At 60.2% G+C, this 15152-nt stretch carries 13 protein-coding genes; 7 read left to right on the forward strand and 6 right to left on the reverse strand.

Features of this window, described 5'->3' with window-relative positions; translation table 11 throughout:
- Positions 1–50: 50 nt before the first annotated feature.
- The 7 genes from BHD07_RS10710 to BHD07_RS10740 all read left to right on the forward strand — a co-directional run bounded on the left by BHD07_RS10710 (position 51) and on the right by BHD07_RS10740 (position 5843).
- Positions 51–1499 (forward strand): sugar ABC transporter ATP-binding protein, encoded by a 1449-nt coding sequence (locus BHD07_RS10710; RefSeq protein WP_338279848.1) that lies wholly within the window; start codon positions 51–53, stop codon positions 1497–1499.
- Complete coding sequence (locus BHD07_RS10715; RefSeq protein WP_338279851.1) at positions 1496–2443, forward strand: ABC transporter permease; 948 nt, start codon at positions 1496–1498, stop codon at positions 2441–2443. The genes BHD07_RS10710 and BHD07_RS10715 overlap by 4 nt, the downstream gene beginning before the upstream one ends.
- Positions 2440–3387, forward strand: coding sequence for an ABC transporter permease (locus BHD07_RS10720; protein WP_018096450.1), 948 nt, complete (start codon positions 2440–2442; stop codon positions 3385–3387). Before BHD07_RS10715 ends, BHD07_RS10720 begins: the two co-directional genes overlap by 4 nt.
- Before the next feature lie 14 nt (positions 3388–3401).
- Positions 3402–4316: an SMP-30/gluconolactonase/LRE family protein gene (locus BHD07_RS10725; RefSeq protein WP_275598189.1), complete on the forward strand. Its 915-nt coding sequence runs from the start codon at positions 3402–3404 to the stop codon at positions 4314–4316.
- A 171-nt stretch (positions 4317–4487) separates the two neighbouring features.
- Positions 4488–4814, forward strand: coding sequence for an ArsR/SmtB family transcription factor (locus tag BHD07_RS10730; RefSeq protein WP_100673531.1), 327 nt, complete (start codon positions 4488–4490; stop codon positions 4812–4814).
- Positions 4811–5341, forward strand: coding sequence for an SRPBCC family protein (locus BHD07_RS10735; protein ID WP_324764727.1), 531 nt, complete (start codon positions 4811–4813; stop codon positions 5339–5341). Before BHD07_RS10730 ends, BHD07_RS10735 begins: the two co-directional genes overlap by 4 nt.
- A 43-nt stretch (positions 5342–5384) precedes the next feature.
- Positions 5385–5843, forward strand: coding sequence for an SRPBCC family protein (locus BHD07_RS10740; RefSeq protein ID WP_338279856.1), 459 nt, complete (start codon positions 5385–5387; stop codon positions 5841–5843).
- Between the two features lie 108 nt (positions 5844–5951).
- Here the strand turns inward: BHD07_RS10740 and BHD07_RS10745 are convergent, their stop codons facing one another.
- The 6 genes from BHD07_RS10745 to BHD07_RS10770 form a co-directional block, all read right to left on the reverse strand.
- Entirely contained in the window at positions 5952–6569 is a 618-nt protein-coding gene (locus BHD07_RS10745; RefSeq protein WP_338279858.1) for a TetR/AcrR family transcriptional regulator, read from the reverse strand.
- Between the two features lie 89 nt (positions 6570–6658).
- A complete protein-coding gene (locus BHD07_RS10750) occupies positions 6659–7108 on the reverse strand; it encodes a hypothetical protein (protein WP_338279860.1) in 450 nt (149 codons plus the stop codon).
- Positions 7109–7225: 117 nt separating this feature from the next.
- The gene (locus tag BHD07_RS10755; protein WP_338279862.1) at positions 7226–8179 is read right to left on the reverse strand and encodes an SDR family oxidoreductase; all 954 of its coding nucleotides are present in this window, start codon (positions 8177–8179) and stop codon (positions 7226–7228) included.
- Positions 8180–8270: 91 nt separating this feature from the next.
- Complete coding sequence (locus tag BHD07_RS10760) at positions 8271–9815, reverse strand: MFS transporter (RefSeq protein WP_338279864.1); 1545 nt, start codon at positions 9813–9815, stop codon at positions 8271–8273.
- Positions 9816–10054: 239 nt separating this feature from the next.
- On the reverse strand, positions 10055–12295 hold the full coding sequence (locus BHD07_RS10765; RefSeq protein ID WP_338279867.1) for a hypothetical protein: 2241 nt from the start codon (positions 12293–12295) through the stop codon (positions 10055–10057).
- A gap of 39 nt (positions 12296–12334) precedes the next feature.
- On the reverse strand, positions 12335–14701 hold the full coding sequence (locus tag BHD07_RS10770; RefSeq protein ID WP_338279869.1) for a hypothetical protein: 2367 nt from the start codon (positions 14699–14701) through the stop codon (positions 12335–12337).
- Between the last annotated feature and the right edge of the window lie 451 nt (positions 14702–15152).

Genomic DNA, 15152 nt, shown 5'->3' on the forward strand with positions numbered 1-15152 from the left:
GCCGTAGATGACCGCGCGGCAGTCTTGTTGAGCAGATGATGGCGAGCAGTATGGACGACGTAGCGAAGGCGATCATTGCGGTCGACGGCGCCAAAGTAAGCTTCGGCGCAGTCAAGGCGCTCGACGGCGTCACGCTTCGTGTCATGCCCGGCGAATGCGTTGGGCTCGTCGGACATAACGGGGCCGGCAAGTCCACGATCGTCAGCGTGATCAATGGCGGCCTTACGCCACACCAGGGAACCGTCACGAGTGACGGCGAGCGGCAGGAACGCTACGGCATCAATGCCGCCCGCGACCGGGGCGTGCGTTGCGTCTTTCAGGAGCTGTCCCTCTGCCCCAACCTCTCCATCGTCGAGAACACCCGTCTTGTACATCGCGCTCTCGGCGGTTTCGGCTGGCGTTCGCGGGCTGCGAAGATCATCGAGAAGAGCCTCGACGCCGTCTTCCCCGGCCATGGCATCGACAGCGGCCGGACCGTGGGAGATCTTTCGATCGCCGAACGGCAGATGGTCGAAATCGCTCTAGCCTTTTCCGATGCCGGCACTCCCCCGCGGCTGGTGATCCTGGACGAACCGACATCGTCGCTCGATGCAAGCCTCGCCCGTCAGATGCTCGACCATGTCCGCCGCTTCATCGCCGGTGGCGGATCCGTCATCTTCATCTCGCATATCCTGCACGAGATCCTCGAAACCGCCGACCGTATCGTCGTCATGAAGGACGGCCGCGTCGTCGCCGAACGTCCGGCGCACCGCTTCGACCATCACGGCCTGGTGGAGGCAATGGGGAGTGTCACGAAGGCGGAAACCCGACAGCGTCCGGTGCGCGACCAATCCGCGGCGCCGGTCGTTCTGTCCCATCCGGCAGCGGGTATTCCCTTCACGGCGCGCACTGGCGAGATCATCGGCCTCGCTGGCCTGGCTGGCCACGGACAGACCGAGCTCCTCCTCGCGCTGCATGCCGCCCGGTCCGGCAACTGGCTGCCGCAGCGCAATCCGCTCGTCACCTTCGTCGCCGGCGACCGCCGCCTCAACGGGGTTTTCGAACTGTGGAGCATCCTGCGAAACTTCTCCATCGCCTCACTCAGTGACATGTCCCGCCGCGGCCTCGTCCTCGAGGCCGCCGAAAAGACGAGGGGAACGACCTGGAAAGAACGGATCGAAATCCGCACGCCCGATTTGGACAAACCCATCCTGTCGCTTTCCGGCGGCAACCAGCAGAAGGTGCTCTTCGCCCGCGCACTCGCCACGCGCGCATCGATCGTCCTGATGGACGATCCGATGCGCGGCGTGGACGTCGGTACCAAGCAGGAAGTCTACGCGATCATCCGCGAGGAGGCGGCGCGCGGCCGCACCTTCATCTGGTATTCGACGGAAATGGACGAGGTTTGCCTCTGCGACCGGGTCTGTGTGTTCCGCGAGGGCCGCATCACGGCCGAACTCGGCGGCGATGCCGTCAACGAGACAAACATTATCTCCGCCTCCTTCGAGGGAGCCGCATGACGTTTCGCCTGTCCTCCGAGGCCATTCGCCTTGTCATTCCCGCTCTATCGCTGTCGCTGCTGCTGGCTGCGGTATTCTGGCTTCAACCACGCGCCATGAGCTATATCGGCCTAAACCTGCTGTTCAACCTGGCCGTGCCGATCGCGCTCGCGACGATCGCGCAAATGCTCGTGATGGCGGTAAACGATCTCGATCTCTCGATGGGCGCCTTCGTGAGCTTCGTCGCCTGCGTGGCCGCGACTTTCCTGCGGGACACGCCGGCAATAGGCATCCTGATCCTCGCCGGCGCGGTCGCAGCCTATGCGGCGATCGGCGTCGTCATCCATTTACGAAACCTGCCGTCCATTGTCGTCACCCTCGGCATGAGCTTCGTCTGGGGCGGGCTTGCGGTGCTGTTGCTGCCGGCGCCGGGGGGGCAGGCGCCCGACTGGGTGCGGTGGCTGATGACCGTCAAGCCGCCCCTGGCCCCGATGGCGATCGTCGCCAGCATCATCATCGCCGTCATTGCGCATTTCATCGTCAAGCGGTCCTCGCTCGGCGTTCTGATCCGTGGCGTCGGCGGCAACCAGCGCTCGGTGGAGCGCGCCGGCTGGTCGATCGTCGCGGCGCGCGCGACCGCCTACGCCCTCGCTGGCCTCTTTGCGGTCCTGGCAGGCATCGCCCTCGTCGGCTTGACCACCTCGGCCGATGCCAACATCGCGCTGCGCTACACGCTGCTGTCGATCGCCGGCGTCATCCTCGGGGGCGGCGAATTCATCGGCGGCCGCGTCTCTCCCGTCGGCGCCGTCATCGGGGCGCTGACGCTGACGCTTGCCGGCTCGTTCCTCTCCTTCCTGCGCATCTCCCCGGACTGGCAGATTGGCGCCCAGGGCGCGATTCTGATCATCGTGCTCGCGCTCCGCCTGATGCTGAACCGCTTCGAGAAGCGGGAGAAACGCCGATGAACGCGCTCGTCCGCCAGTTCGGCAAACCCTGGGTCTGGTCGTGGCTTGCTGCCTTCGTCGTCTGGTTCCTGACGATCATGGTGACGGGCGGCGCCGGCACGCTCGGACTGTCGCAGGCAGCGCTTACCTTTGCGGCCTTCTCGGTGATCGTCGGCATCGGGCAGATGTTCGTCATCACCCTCGGCCCCGGAAACATCGATCTCTCGGTTCCCGCCACCATGACGCTCGCCGGTACGGTGGCACTGAAGTTGATGAATGTCGAAAACGGCATGATCCTGCCCGGCCTTCTCCTTGCCGTTTTCATTGGTCTTGGCGTCGGTCTTTGCAACTACACGCTTATCAAGGCGCTGCGCATCCCGCCGATTATCGCAACGCTCTCCATGAGCTTCATCGTCCAGTCCGGCGCGATCTGGACGAACCGCGGTCTTCGGATCAAGCCCCCGAGCGTGCTTGCGGAATTCACCACCACGAGTACGCTCGGCGTGCCGAACGTGGCAATCGTCGCTTTCCTGATCTCCGTCCTCGCCTGGATCCTGCTTGAGAAGACGATCTACGGCCGTTGGATCTCGGCGATCGGACAGAGCATGCCGGCCGCGCGCATGGCAGGCATACCGGTCGACGGAACGCGCTTCGTCACCTACCTGTTCTGCGCCGTGCTCGCTTCGATCAGCGGCTATCTGCTTGCTTGCTTCTCCGGCGGTGCGGCGCTCAACATGGGCGCGGAATATCTTCTGATGTCGATTGCCGTCGTCGTGATCGGCGGCACAGCGGTCGCCGGCGGCGATTCCAACGTACCCGGCATCTGGGGCGCGTCGCTCTTCATGTTCCTCGTGGTCTCCATGCTCAACACCTATGGGCTCGGCGCAGGCATTCGCCTCATCATGACCGGCCTCATCATCATCAGCGTCATCATGCTCGCCGGCGGTCGCCGGGGCATGCGATAAACGGAAAGACTGTCATGGCCGAGGCCTCCATCTACGAAATCCACGACCCGCGCTTCCGGCAGATGATCGTGACCAGCGCCGGTCTCGACGAGCTCCATTCCGGCTGCCGCTGGGCGGAAGGTCCCGTCTGGTTCAACGATGCGAACCAACTCCTGTGGAGCGACATTCCCAATCAGCGCATTCTGCGATGGACGCCGGAGGGCGGCGTTTCCGTCTATCGTGAGCCGTCCAATTTTACCAACGGCCATACACGCGACAGGCAGGGACGGCTCATCTCCTGCGAGCACGGCACGCGCCGCGTCACGCGCACCGAGGTGGACGGCTCGATCACCGTGCTCGCCGATCGTTTCGAAGGCAGGCGGCTCAATTCGCCGAACGATGTGGTGGTCAAGTCGGACGGCACGATCTGGTTCACCGATCCCACCTACGGCATCATGTCCGACTATGAAGGCTATCGCGCAGACCCGGAGCAGCCGACGCGCAACGTCTACCGGCTCGATCCGGAGACCGGCGAGCTTTCCGCAGTCGTGACGGACTTCATCCAGCCGAACGGCCTCGCCTTCTCGCCCGACGAAAAGACCCTCTACGTGGCGGATTCATCGGCAAGCCACGATGACCGCCTCCCTCGGCACATACGCGCCTTCGACTTGACCAACGGCGGACGGCTCGCGAACGGACGCGTCTTCTGCGTCATCGACAAAGGAATCCCGGACGGCATCCGGACGGACGCTAACGGAAACGTTTGGTCGAGCGCCGGAGATGGAGTGCACTGTTTCGATCCTGCCGGCAAGCTGATCGGCAAGATCTTGGTTCCGCAGACGGTCGCCAATCTCACATTCGGCGGACCAAGGCGCAATCGCCTGTTCATTGCGGCAACCCGCTCGCTTTATTCACTTTATGTCGCCGTGGCGGGCTCCCAGGTGCCTTAGAGCGATACCCGTTACCGGTTTTCCTCGAGATTTTCGGCCGACTATCGGTGCCGCCTGCGGCAGACCGTCGAACGGCCTTTCCTGTCGAAGGAACTGTTTTCCGCGAAGATGCGAACCTGTGATACTCAACCAATCGGTTGACATTACCCTATTTCAGCAATACTAAACCATATGGTTGACGAAAAGCTGACTCTGACGTTCGCTGCCCTTGCGGATCCCACCCGGAGGGGAATGCTTGCCGCTTTGGCATCTGGTGAGAAGCCTATCAGCGAACTCGCCCGGCCCTACCAGATGACGCTCGCCGGCGCGGCAAAACATGTCGCGATCTTGACGCGGGCCGGCCTCATCGAACGGCGCAAGGTTGGCCGCCAGAATATGTGCCGGCTAAACGCCGGAAATCTGAAAGAGGCGAACGACTGGCTCGCCCAGTGGGAGCGGTTCTGGAACGTTCGCCTGGACGCGCTTGAACAGGCCCTGAAGGAGGAGCAGAATCAATGACTGCAGACAAGATCTCGCCCGACATGCTTCGCTTTGAACGAATCCTGGCGGCACCTGCCGCTACCGTTTGGCAGTACCTCGTTGATCCAGACCTGCGCGCGCGCTGGTTCATGTCGGGTCCAACGGACCTGCAGGTTGGCGGCGCCTTCGGGCTGACGATGGATCACGACCGTCTCTCGGACGAGGTCGTTCCTACGCCGGACCGGTACAAGCCATATGTTGGCCATCGTTGGCAGGAACGCATTATTCGCTATGAACCACCTCGGCTCCTGGCCTTCACATGGGAGGACGGCAAGGCGGGGGAAGTCACGTTCGAGCTGACCGAGATTGACAGCGGAACAACGCGCCTAGTCCTGACCCACACCGGCCTTCGTGGCTCTAAGGACGCGCTCGACTTCGGTGGCGGCTGGCACGCGCATCTTGCAGTTCTTGAGAAACGGCTCGCTGGAATAAGCATCCCTGATTTTTGGGCCCTTCACGCCGAAGCTCAGCGTGAAATGGAAAGGGCGCTCGGTTCTGAGGCGTGACGACTTCCGGCTCTCGCTGAATACCACCGAAAGGAACCGGGCCATGAAAGAACGTTTCACATATTCCACCTACATCCGCTGCAGCCCCGACGTTCTTTGGCAAGCCCTTACTGCCAGGGAGGTTACCAGGCAGTATTGGGCGGGCACTTGGCAAGAAAGCGACTGGTCGCGGGGCTCTCCTTGGCGGCTGGTTGCTCCGGATGGGCGGACAGCAGATTCGGGAGAGGTCCTTGAGGCGGATCGGCCGAACAAGCTTGTGATTTCCTGGCGCGACGAACTTCATGAGGAGCTCCGCCAGGAGGGGCATTCCAAGGTTAGCTACGTCCTCGAAGAGATCGGCACGTCGGTAAAGCTGACGGTCATCCAAGAATCCGAAGTGGAAAACTCCGTTGCTATCGCTGCTATGTCAAAGGGATGGCCTCATCTCTTCGCCAGCGTCAAATCCCTTCTTGAGACGGGCTACCCGCTGGAAGAGACAAGGGCGTGGCCCGTAGACCTTTGATCGCGGATCACCATGTCGGGCTGGCCCGCAACTGCCTGAGCTATCTCGGTCGACGACCAGAAGGCGATTTGGCGGTCAGAGAAGGAAAATTATGTTTACATGTCTGGCTCAAGCCTGTTTTTCCGCCGCGCTGACGTCGGTCGAATGAGACTGTATCTGTGCAGCGTCGAGCGCGATCCTCACGCCGGTCAGAAATGATTGCTCGTCGGCGAGCTCTGGCGTGTATTGGCGAACCGTATAAAGCCCCAAGAGTGCCAGGTAGATGGCTTTTGCAAGTTGTTCCGCCAGTGGGTGCGGCGCACCAAGAAGTTTGAACTCCTCCGTGAGGTGTTTTGTGCGCATCGCGTCCACCTCCCGCACTGCCGCCCTCGGCAAGGGGTCCCGTGCCGCCCACGCCCGAAGCGCGCACTCTGTTTTCGCGACGTCCAAAGCACCAGACGTCGATACGACGGCGAGTTCTGCCAACGCCTCCAAGCGTTCACGCGGTGTATCGAAGTGACTTGTCTGTTCGATTAGATTGGCGGTGAAGTCACGCTTCCAAAACTCTATGATCGCCTGGAGAAGCTCACCTCTATTCTTGAAGCGCCAGTAGAACGGGCCTTTGCTCACGCCAAGAATCACGGCCAAACGCTCCACCCTGACCGCCTCAATGCCTCCGGCTGTCAGAGCAGATAATCCGGCTGCGACCCAATCGGCCTTTGTTGGACCATCTCGTCTATCTGCCATTCGACCCGCCTCACGCTTCGTCCCGTCTGCCGAAGCTAGGGCACATCCAGGAAGGTGTGTAACGCTTTTCCGCCCGGAAGGGCGTCGTTTCAAAGGGTTGGAGCGCCGGCTCCGGTTTCCGCCGGCCGGGCGGCCGCCCAAAATAGGATGAGGCCTACGGGGCCGAAGATCGCCCATTGAATAAGGCCCCATGGGTTCCCGAACCAGACAAAGGTGAAGAACAGGCAAATACCCGAGACCACCAGGAAATGGCCTCCGATTATCCAGGCTACCGGCCAGCGCCAGTCGCTACGGAATGCCGCCACCAACGTGGCCACGGCACCGCCCGCTATCAGCGCCGCCATCTGGTACCACAAGATGTCGAGCACACCGGCCGAGGCGGGTGGCAGATTGGCCGAGTAGACGGGGTACATCACCTCGGGCGTCCCGCCAATGATGTGGTAAATGGCGGCAACTGCATTGAGGGCGGATGCCATGAGAAGTGCATTACGGCCGGCGCGTCCATCTTGAAGGCGATTGACTCCTGCATCCGTTCTCATGGTGCTGATCCATATTCAGTATACGGTAGCGTATACTATGCCGCCGCGGCCACGTCAATACGGCAGCGTATAGAAGAGATTTGGCGGCGACCGCAGCGCTGGAATTGCAGGGCGAGATCAGTAACCGCCGACGATCGGAAGAATCTCGCCGGTGATGTAGCTCGACATTTGCGGCGAGGCGAGAAAGACGTAGGCCGGAGCAATTTCCTCTGGCTGCGCCGCACGCTTCATCGGCGTTTGGGAGCCGAACTTCTCCACATCTTCAGCCTCTTTGTCCGATGGATTGAGAGGCGTCCAGACCGGGCCGGGCGCGACGGCGTTCACGCGGATCCCTTTGGGAACGAGATGTCCCGAAAGAGCGCGGGTGAAGGCATGAATTCCACCCTTGGTCATGGAGTAGTCCAGCAGCTCCTTCGAGCCGGTAAGGCCCGTGACGGACCCGGTGTTGATGATCGCCGAGCCGTTCTTCAAATGCGGAATAGCGGCCTTTGCCATGTAGAAGTAGCCATAGAGGTTCGTCTTCAGCGTTTCGTCGAAGTGTTCGTCGGTCAGATCCTCGATGTCACGCGTGTGGACCTGGAAGGCGGCGTTGTTGACGAGGATGTCGAGGCGTCCAAGCTGCATGACCGTTTTTTCCACTGCCTTTCGGCAGAAGCTCGCATCCTTGACGTCGCCTTTGATCACAAGGCACTTTCGCCCCTCCTGTTCCACAGCAGCCTTTGTTTCGTCTGCGTCCTGAGATTCGTCGAGATGCACGATGGCGACGTCCGCCCCTTCACGGGCAAAGAGGACCGCCACCGACCGACCGATGCCGGAGTCACCCCCCGTGATCAGCGCCACCTTGTCCTTCAGCTTGTCTGAACCCTTGTAAAACGGGGCATCGTACATTGGCGCGACGGGAAGATCAGCCTCTGAGCCCGGCTTGTCCTGATGCACCTTCGGAAATGGCGGCTCCGGATAACGGCGAGCGCCCGCCTGCATGGCTCCTGAGGCCTTCGCTTTTTCCTTCTTGTCGGCCTCTTCAACCTGCTTCTGGATGTCGCGCTGTTTCTGCCCGGTTTCGGATTTCATTGATGCCTCCTTCGATTGAGGAGGATAAACGCCGCCGAGGCCAAAAGGTTTGGGCGAGACCGCATCCTCGCCATTCCTAAATCATCGGGACCTAATGAGAGGCCAATGTGCTCTCATCGATCTGTGCGCTGGCATATACCCGCCGGGCGACGATCGCGAGAAGAAGGAGCGTCACCGTTGCGACGACGCAACATATGGAGAAACCAAGTGAGAAGCCGCTTTTCGCAGTCTCAAGCCAGACGGCTGACGTTGAACCCGGCATCGACCGAGCTGTCTCGACTGCGCCGGCAAGGGTAGCAGAAACGGCCTCGGCTTGCACGGGATCGAGGCCGCTCAGGTCGGCGCGGTTCATCGCCATACGATAGACCAGGGTCGCCAAGCTGCCGAGCACCGCGATTCCCAGTGCGCCTCCAAATTCTGCGCTCGTTTCCGATATGGCCGAAGCCGAGCCTGCCCGTTCGGGCGGTGCAGTTCCCACGATCAAGCCGGTCGTGGTCAGGACGACAGGAACGAAGCCGAAGCCGATGATCATGCTGGAGCCAAGGATCCCGATCAAGCTCTCGGCGTAGGCGGCGACAGCCATAGCAGCAGCTCCCGCCGCATTGATCAAAAGCCCGCCAAGCACGGTTCTGACGGGTCCGAAGCGGTTGGTGAAACGGTAGGCCTGAAAAGACATGACTGCGAAGACGAAGGCCGATGGCGCGGACCAGAGCGCAGCCTTCAATGGCGACAGACCGAGCACAAGCTGCAGGAAGAGGTTCTGAAACAGGAAGACGCCGAAGACGAAGAAGACACCGGCGAGGTTTACCATCAGCGAGGCCGTGAAGGCTGGCACCCGGAAGAGTGCGAGGTCGACCAATGGGTCGCTGAGGCGCCGCTGGCGCCTCACAAACAGGAGGCCGACCAGAAGCCCCAGTCCGATATAGACGACCTGGGCAAGCTGGAAACCGTCGGCAGCCATATGCTTGAAGCCGTAGATGATCGGCAGAACCGTGGCGAGCGAAAGCACGACACTCAACAGATCCAGTCGGCCGGCATCATTGTTCCTGTATTCCGGCAGCAGAAACGGGGCGACGGCCAGAAGCAAGAGCATGACTGGTATGTTGATGAGAAATACCGATCCCCAGTGGAAATACTGTAGCAGAATTCCGCCGATGAGGGGGCCAACGAGGCCGCCCAGCGCAAAGGCCGTGCCCCAGATGCTGATCGCCCTGTTTCGCTCCGCCTCGTTTTTGAAGAGATTGACGATCAGCGACAGAGTGGAGGGCGCGATCGTCGCACCCGCGATGCCAAGCAGAGCCCTTGCCAGAATGAGTTGCTCCGGCGTGTTTGCAAAAGCCGCGAAGGCCGATGCGACGCCGAAAGCAAAAGCGCCCATCAGCAATACCCGTCGCCGCCCGATTCGATCTCCCAGCGTTCCCATGGTCACGAGAAAGCCCGCGACCATGAAGCCATAGATGTCGTTTATCCAGAGCAGTTGCGATGCGGAAGGATCGAGGTCCGCGACGATCGCCGGCACCGCGAGGAACAGCACCGACAGGTCCATCGAATAGATCAGGCATGCGATCGACAGGACGCACAGGCCAACCCACTCACGGCGGCTTGCCTGCTCAGGCGTGTGACTAGTCTCGGCCATGGTCGTCCTCCGGGAAGCCGGCGGAGATTTCCCCGAATCGCAGCCGTTGACAAGTATCAATTTCCAGGACGGGCGGCTTTGATCCAAGGTCGCTGGAATCGAGCGAGATGGCTTGCATTGAGTAACAGGACCTGCCGGCGTTGCGGAGGCACGACTGTGGATCGGCTCCCCGCCGGCATGATTAAGCCAGGCAAGGCATTTGACCTCGAACTGAGTTGGCGGGGTGCCGCGCACCCGCCCTATGGCACCTCTAAAAGCACTTCCTCCTTCCTCGCGAAAGGCGGAGCGAAATCCGGCTTGAGCCTGAAACCCGGCTGCGAGATCTCGTTTAAATGATCCACGACTTTCTCGACCGCCGGCAAAACGGTTTCCAGGCGCGCCGCCGAGACGATGCGCACTCTTGGCAGCAGGAGCCTGCTGTCGGCGCGAAGGGCGTCGCTCAGTTCGTCCTTCTTGGGTCGAATCTGCTGCTCGTAGCTGTCTTCAACTCTATCCAATGCTTCGTTCAGCCCCTTCATATATGCCTGCTTGTGCTTTTCGTATTCTTTGTCACTGATCTTGGTACTGGTCAGAACGCTCGCCCAGCTCTCCCAAATGGCGAAGCACTCCGTGTTCCAGAACCGGAGCACATGCCTGTTGTACCACTCACGCTCCAGCTCTGAGAGCCGTAAGTAGCGAACGTCGAACTGGTACTGCGGAGCGTTGCTCGCACCAACCAGACGCGTGAACAGTTGTGACGGTACAACCTTCTTTTGATACGAGTTCCAGATGGTGTGCGTCGTAACAGGCTCTCCAGCCTCAAGGATCGGAATCGAGCTGATCGGCATATCGAGATCGCTGCTGAAACCATTTGCCGTGAGATCCTCGTGGAACTTGAGCGTAGCATCGTTGGGATCCGAGGGGTCGCTCTCGTGAGGCTGCCGCTCCCACGCAGTCCTGATGCTGCTCAATTCATCGTTGTCGGTCACCGAGGCGTACTCGTTATGTTGTACGACGACCCCGAAATTGCCGGTTTGAATCAGCATTCCGACGTGAAGCGGCAGACGCACCCAACGCGCACGAATCGGACCGGCAAGCTCCGCATGTACCCCGTTGATCCGATTCAAGACTGACAACAAAATGTAAGCTGATCTCACAGCATGAACACCGCAGTCCTGAAGCAATCGGCCGATGAGGTTCCGCGGGAACGTATGTGTCAGATAGTTCGGCGGACCTTCAGTCAGATTCAGTCTGGAGTGAGTCGTTACTTGCCCGAAATACACGCTGGCCATGTCGACGGTCGCACGCCAAGCATTGACGCCTGCCTTGCTCTTGTCCACTGCCGTCGGGGCTTGGCGCGTGAACTCAGCGAGTGTCTCTGCGAAGAAGCTATACAAGAACGCGATCAACTCGTCGTTTTCCACGAGCCTGAGCCTCCCGCCATGTCGACCTTTGATCAGCGCGCGGCGAAACAAGTGCGCCTGCGTCAGACGCTGGTTCGGATCCCATGTGTGTCCGTAAGTAACCAGGAAGTAAGCAAGTTGACGATCCCTCGACACCTGGATGCTGCCGATCCTTTCGCCTCGGACGTACGGCTCCTCCCTATCTTCACGGTCCAGTGAATTGAAGATCACGCTGCGAGAGTCGTGCGGTGGAAACGCGTCCAGGAAGCGGTGGGGCCTTGCGCCGCTACGTCCATAGCGGAATTCGGCCACGCGTATCATCTTGTTGAGAATCATGGTGCGGCGGTTGTTCTGAACCTTCTGCTCATCAAGCACTGTCTTGATTTTCACGTCGTTCTGAATGTCCTTTGGACTGAGAAGAATCCACAGCGACAGTTGAAGATCTTGCAACTTGCGCAGCCCGGCCGCGTCATTATTATCTCTCTCCAGTTTCACCACTGCGAGTTCGAGCATCTGCTGGAAAAGTATCTGCAAGATGCGATAGAACTGCTCTATCGTCTCCAGCAGTTGCTCAGGGAGAATCCTCTCGTAGAGGGTGAGGCCTTCTGGCGGCGCACCCATCCTGGCGGCCGGGGGCAAGTCTACCTTGGCGAAGTGTCGCATCGCACCGTCGAGGCCGTTCAAACTTCGCTGCCACTCCTTCTCGCGATTCTGTTCAGTCAAGAGCCCCACTGATCGAGGCTGCTCCTTCACGATCGTGACGATGCCGTTCCAGTTATCCGCGACTCGCTCGTTCTTAGTGCCAAACCGGGTTTGGGGCCAATTGATGAGGAGATCGAGCTCTTCGAACCATCCACTCAGGAGGATGCGGGCCATTACCGCGTGAAAAAGCTCGTAAGAGATCGCATGTAGAGGATCCTCGACACCGGACAGATTGACGAGCTCCCGCGTTAATCGCGCGACAGCCGACTTGTCGTCGGCCTCGACGGCTTCGCACAGCTTTTTAAGGACGACGAGATCGCCCACGTTCGGAGGATTTCTCGCAATCGCGTCGTCCACCTCCCTGTAGAAAGTGATGGCGCTCGAGCCCTTCACCATAATCGCGCCTTCCGCACACTGCAGTCGTTGCCTTGAACTCTAGACCTTGGGCTTCCAGTTCCACTCAGTCGGCGAAACGCGTTCCCATTCGGGCAGTGTGTGACCCTTGCGCACCAGGACGGCAGTCGTCGGCAGCCGCGTTTCCCATGGATCGCCGACCGGCACTTCGCCGAGGTTGCCTCCCGTGCGCTCTTTGATTTCATCGACAATCGGCTTGTAGAGGGGATGATCGATCGTCGGCTCGCCCTCATCGTTCCACACGTCGCCCTTTTGCATGAAATAGGAAACAGCCGCTTCGAACCCGACTCGCACCGGCACGACGACGCGCGCATAGCCTGCCTTCAGGAACTCCTCGAGCTCGGGATCCATGTTCCGTGCGCGGAATCGGTCGGCCCATCCCCCCGGTCGTGCCCAGAAATAGGGGTAGAACACGTATTGGATCTGATCCCACTCGAAGGCGTGCTCAAAGAAGCGAACCATCGCTCCGTCGGCTTTGGCATCCTCGATGTGGAAGAGTGGAGGGTATACCGAGCCGCCAGTGGTGTGCGCGGTGCTCAACAAGCCGGCGTGTTCGTTGCGGATAAACGCGAGGCAATGCTTCTTCAACTCCGTCCGGATAATTCGTTCGTTGACGGACGGGGGATTCCCGAACTCGAATGCGAGGCCCTTTTCCGCTTCATTCTTCTGTTTCAGTGTCTCGACTTCTTGCTGATACCCAAGCAAGACATTGGAGTACGCCTCGGCGATCATGTCGTAGGTCGACGTGGCCCATTCGCGCAGCGCCTCAGACTTGCGCTGGAAGGTGACTTTGGTGTGCACGCTGTAGTTCGCGGTCTCGTGCGCGAAAATGTGGATGTATAGCTTGTCGTCGTCGGCGTAAATTCCGCCGTCGCTCGGGAACAGCGTTACCCGGTTGGCGTTGGGCCGATAGAAGCGAAGGTCGCCTTCTTCAACATCGATCCGCTCGCCTTGTGCAGCCGGACGCCAGTAATCGTGCTCGTTGCCGACACTGAGCGAGAAGTGAGGGTCCTCGTCCGTGACCCCCATTACCGTCGTCAACGCCCAGACGGGCCGATAGCCCTTTGGAATCTGGACCTCGATTTGATTGCGGCTGCGAGGCTGATCCTCCTCTGAGTCGTTGCCCATGCCTTGGGTGACGCTCGCACTCCTCACGAGAAAAATCGGCGGTGGCGCCTTGAGTCCCCTTGTGCCGTAACGGGCGCCAAGGCGCAGATAGTTGCCCTCATCGATGTGGCTCGCGTCCGGTGCTTCGACCTCCAATCTGATCGGCGGAATCGGCAACTCCGGATCTGGCTGCGGCATCTGCTCGAGGTGCCACAGGTACGACGCAGGCTCTGGAATCATGAAGTCGAACATCTGGCGCAGGCCATAGTTGAACACCTGCGACTCATAGATCTTGTCGACGAACTGATAGATGCCGGCACTATGCTCGCCGCTCTCATTGGTGAGGCGATGCTCGTTGACTTCTTCGACCTCGCGCAGGATGGTGAGTCGCCGTTCTTCGCGAACGCGCTCGACAATGCGTTCCTTGGAGCGCTCGACGACGTCTTTGGCATAGGTGACGGAATTCTTAAGGCCATTTTCCTCGCTGGTCTGATTACTGACATCGAGCTTGCTTTCGAACTCGACCGTCGGGCCGTACTTGCCGGAGAGTGAGAGCCCGAAGCCGACCTTCTGATCGGCCTTCTGTGTCCGCGTGGTTTCACGATTGAGCTCGAAGCGCTCGGTGGTCTGCAGCTCCGTCTCCTTTTCGTGCTCCTGTTCCTTGAGCGCGCTGATCACCTCTTCGGTTCGGTTGAGCTGGCGGTGCGTACGGAGCTTGGATTCGCCGTTGAGAACGTTTTCGATGTGCGCGATTTCGCCGGCTTCGTAACGTTTGATTTGCTGCTTCACCACCAGCAGATCGGCTACACCGACCGCGCGCAGTTCGGCAGGACCGGGACTCGGGGCAGGCGGATCTCCGGGCAGATCCGTCGGTTGAGGCGGCGTCAGCGCGCCATCGATCGCGGCGACAAGCTCGCCGATGTGGGTGCCCGCCGAAGACAGACCGAGCTTTTCCAGCGTCGACTTCGTCCTTGGAGACAGACGATCGATGGCACTGGCCTGCAACGTGAACAGACCGCGGTCAACCGACAGATTGAGATCGCGGAGCGGATCGAGCTTTTCGAATTCGCGCTTGGCGCTCACCAGATCTCTGGACTCGCGTACCGGATCGAACGTCGGCAAACCGATGGGTGGCTTTGGCCGTACGGAGGTCGGCGCAGGCGTGTGGATGGTCGGCGCCCATGTTGTCGGCGACTCGCCGGACTGAGGGTGTCGGAGTCGACTTTTCGCGGCACGAAGATGCGTGAAGCGAAACAAACTGTTGTCAGCGCTGCTGGCCATCGCACGAACACTCCTTTTTCAAGCGAGTTCTGCACCTGAGCTGATTGCCTACTTCGAGTAGCCGACAAGACCCGGACTGCACCCGCAATCGCGTTGTGTCCCGCAAGCTGTAGTTCGTGGCTACTAGGACAGGATGTCAAAGGCCGATCGCCAACGCGTACTGGCGTTTCTGCCCGGGCTCCTAGTCGGTGACATTCCCTATTCTTAGCATCGCTTCTCGTATCGGCGCTGTTTCCGACGGAACAAGGCCCAGCCAGCCGTGCGAGCCTTGCGCACCGCTCCGGCCCTTGAGCGGCAAAGTAACGGTAACCCGCAACTTCGCCGACGCTCGCAGGGCCCCATCACGTCTACCTCCGCGGGATTTTTCTCCATTCCGTGATGTAGTCACATGTGAAAACGATCAGAACGGCTGCTGACGTTGATCGGAAAGCGTTCGCGCTGTAGGTTCGGC

The organism is Sinorhizobium sp. KGO-5 (genome assembly GCF_036245905.1).
GTDB lineage: Bacteria > Pseudomonadota > Alphaproteobacteria > Rhizobiales > Rhizobiaceae > Sinorhizobium > Sinorhizobium meliloti_A.

Excerpts from the sequence above, each read along its gene's own strand:
- BHD07_RS10710 (WP_338279848.1), top strand. The coding sequence starts at position 51 with ATGGACGACGTAGCGAAGGCGATCATTGCGGTCGACGGCGCCAAAGTA.
- BHD07_RS10715 (WP_338279851.1), top strand. The coding sequence starts at position 1,496 with ATGACGTTTCGCCTGTCCTCCGAGGCCATTCGCCTTGTCATTCCCGCT.
- BHD07_RS10720 (WP_018096450.1), top strand. The coding sequence starts at position 2,440 with ATGAACGCGCTCGTCCGCCAGTTCGGCAAACCCTGGGTCTGGTCGTGG.
- BHD07_RS10725 (WP_275598189.1), top strand. The coding sequence starts at position 3,402 with ATGGCCGAGGCCTCCATCTACGAAATCCACGACCCGCGCTTCCGGCAG.
- BHD07_RS10730 (WP_100673531.1), top strand. The coding sequence starts at position 4,488 with ATGGTTGACGAAAAGCTGACTCTGACGTTCGCTGCCCTTGCGGATCCC.
- BHD07_RS10735 (WP_324764727.1), top strand. The coding sequence starts at position 4,811 with ATGACTGCAGACAAGATCTCGCCCGACATGCTTCGCTTTGAACGAATC.
- BHD07_RS10740 (WP_338279856.1), top strand. The coding sequence starts at position 5,385 with ATGAAAGAACGTTTCACATATTCCACCTACATCCGCTGCAGCCCCGAC.
- BHD07_RS10745 (WP_338279858.1), bottom strand. The coding sequence starts at position 6,569 with ATGGCAGATAGACGAGATGGTCCAACAAAGGCCGATTGGGTCGCAGCC.
- BHD07_RS10750 (WP_338279860.1), bottom strand. The coding sequence starts at position 7,108 with ATGAGAACGGATGCAGGAGTCAATCGCCTTCAAGATGGACGCGCCGGC.
- BHD07_RS10755 (WP_338279862.1), bottom strand. The coding sequence starts at position 8,179 with ATGAAATCCGAAACCGGGCAGAAACAGCGCGACATCCAGAAGCAGGTT.
- BHD07_RS10760 (WP_338279864.1), bottom strand. The coding sequence starts at position 9,815 with ATGGCCGAGACTAGTCACACGCCTGAGCAGGCAAGCCGCCGTGAGTGG.
- BHD07_RS10765 (WP_338279867.1), bottom strand. The coding sequence starts at position 12,295 with ATGGTGAAGGGCTCGAGCGCCATCACTTTCTACAGGGAGGTGGACGAC.
- BHD07_RS10770 (WP_338279869.1), bottom strand. The coding sequence starts at position 14,701 with ATGGCCAGCAGCGCTGACAACAGTTTGTTTCGCTTCACGCATCTTCGT.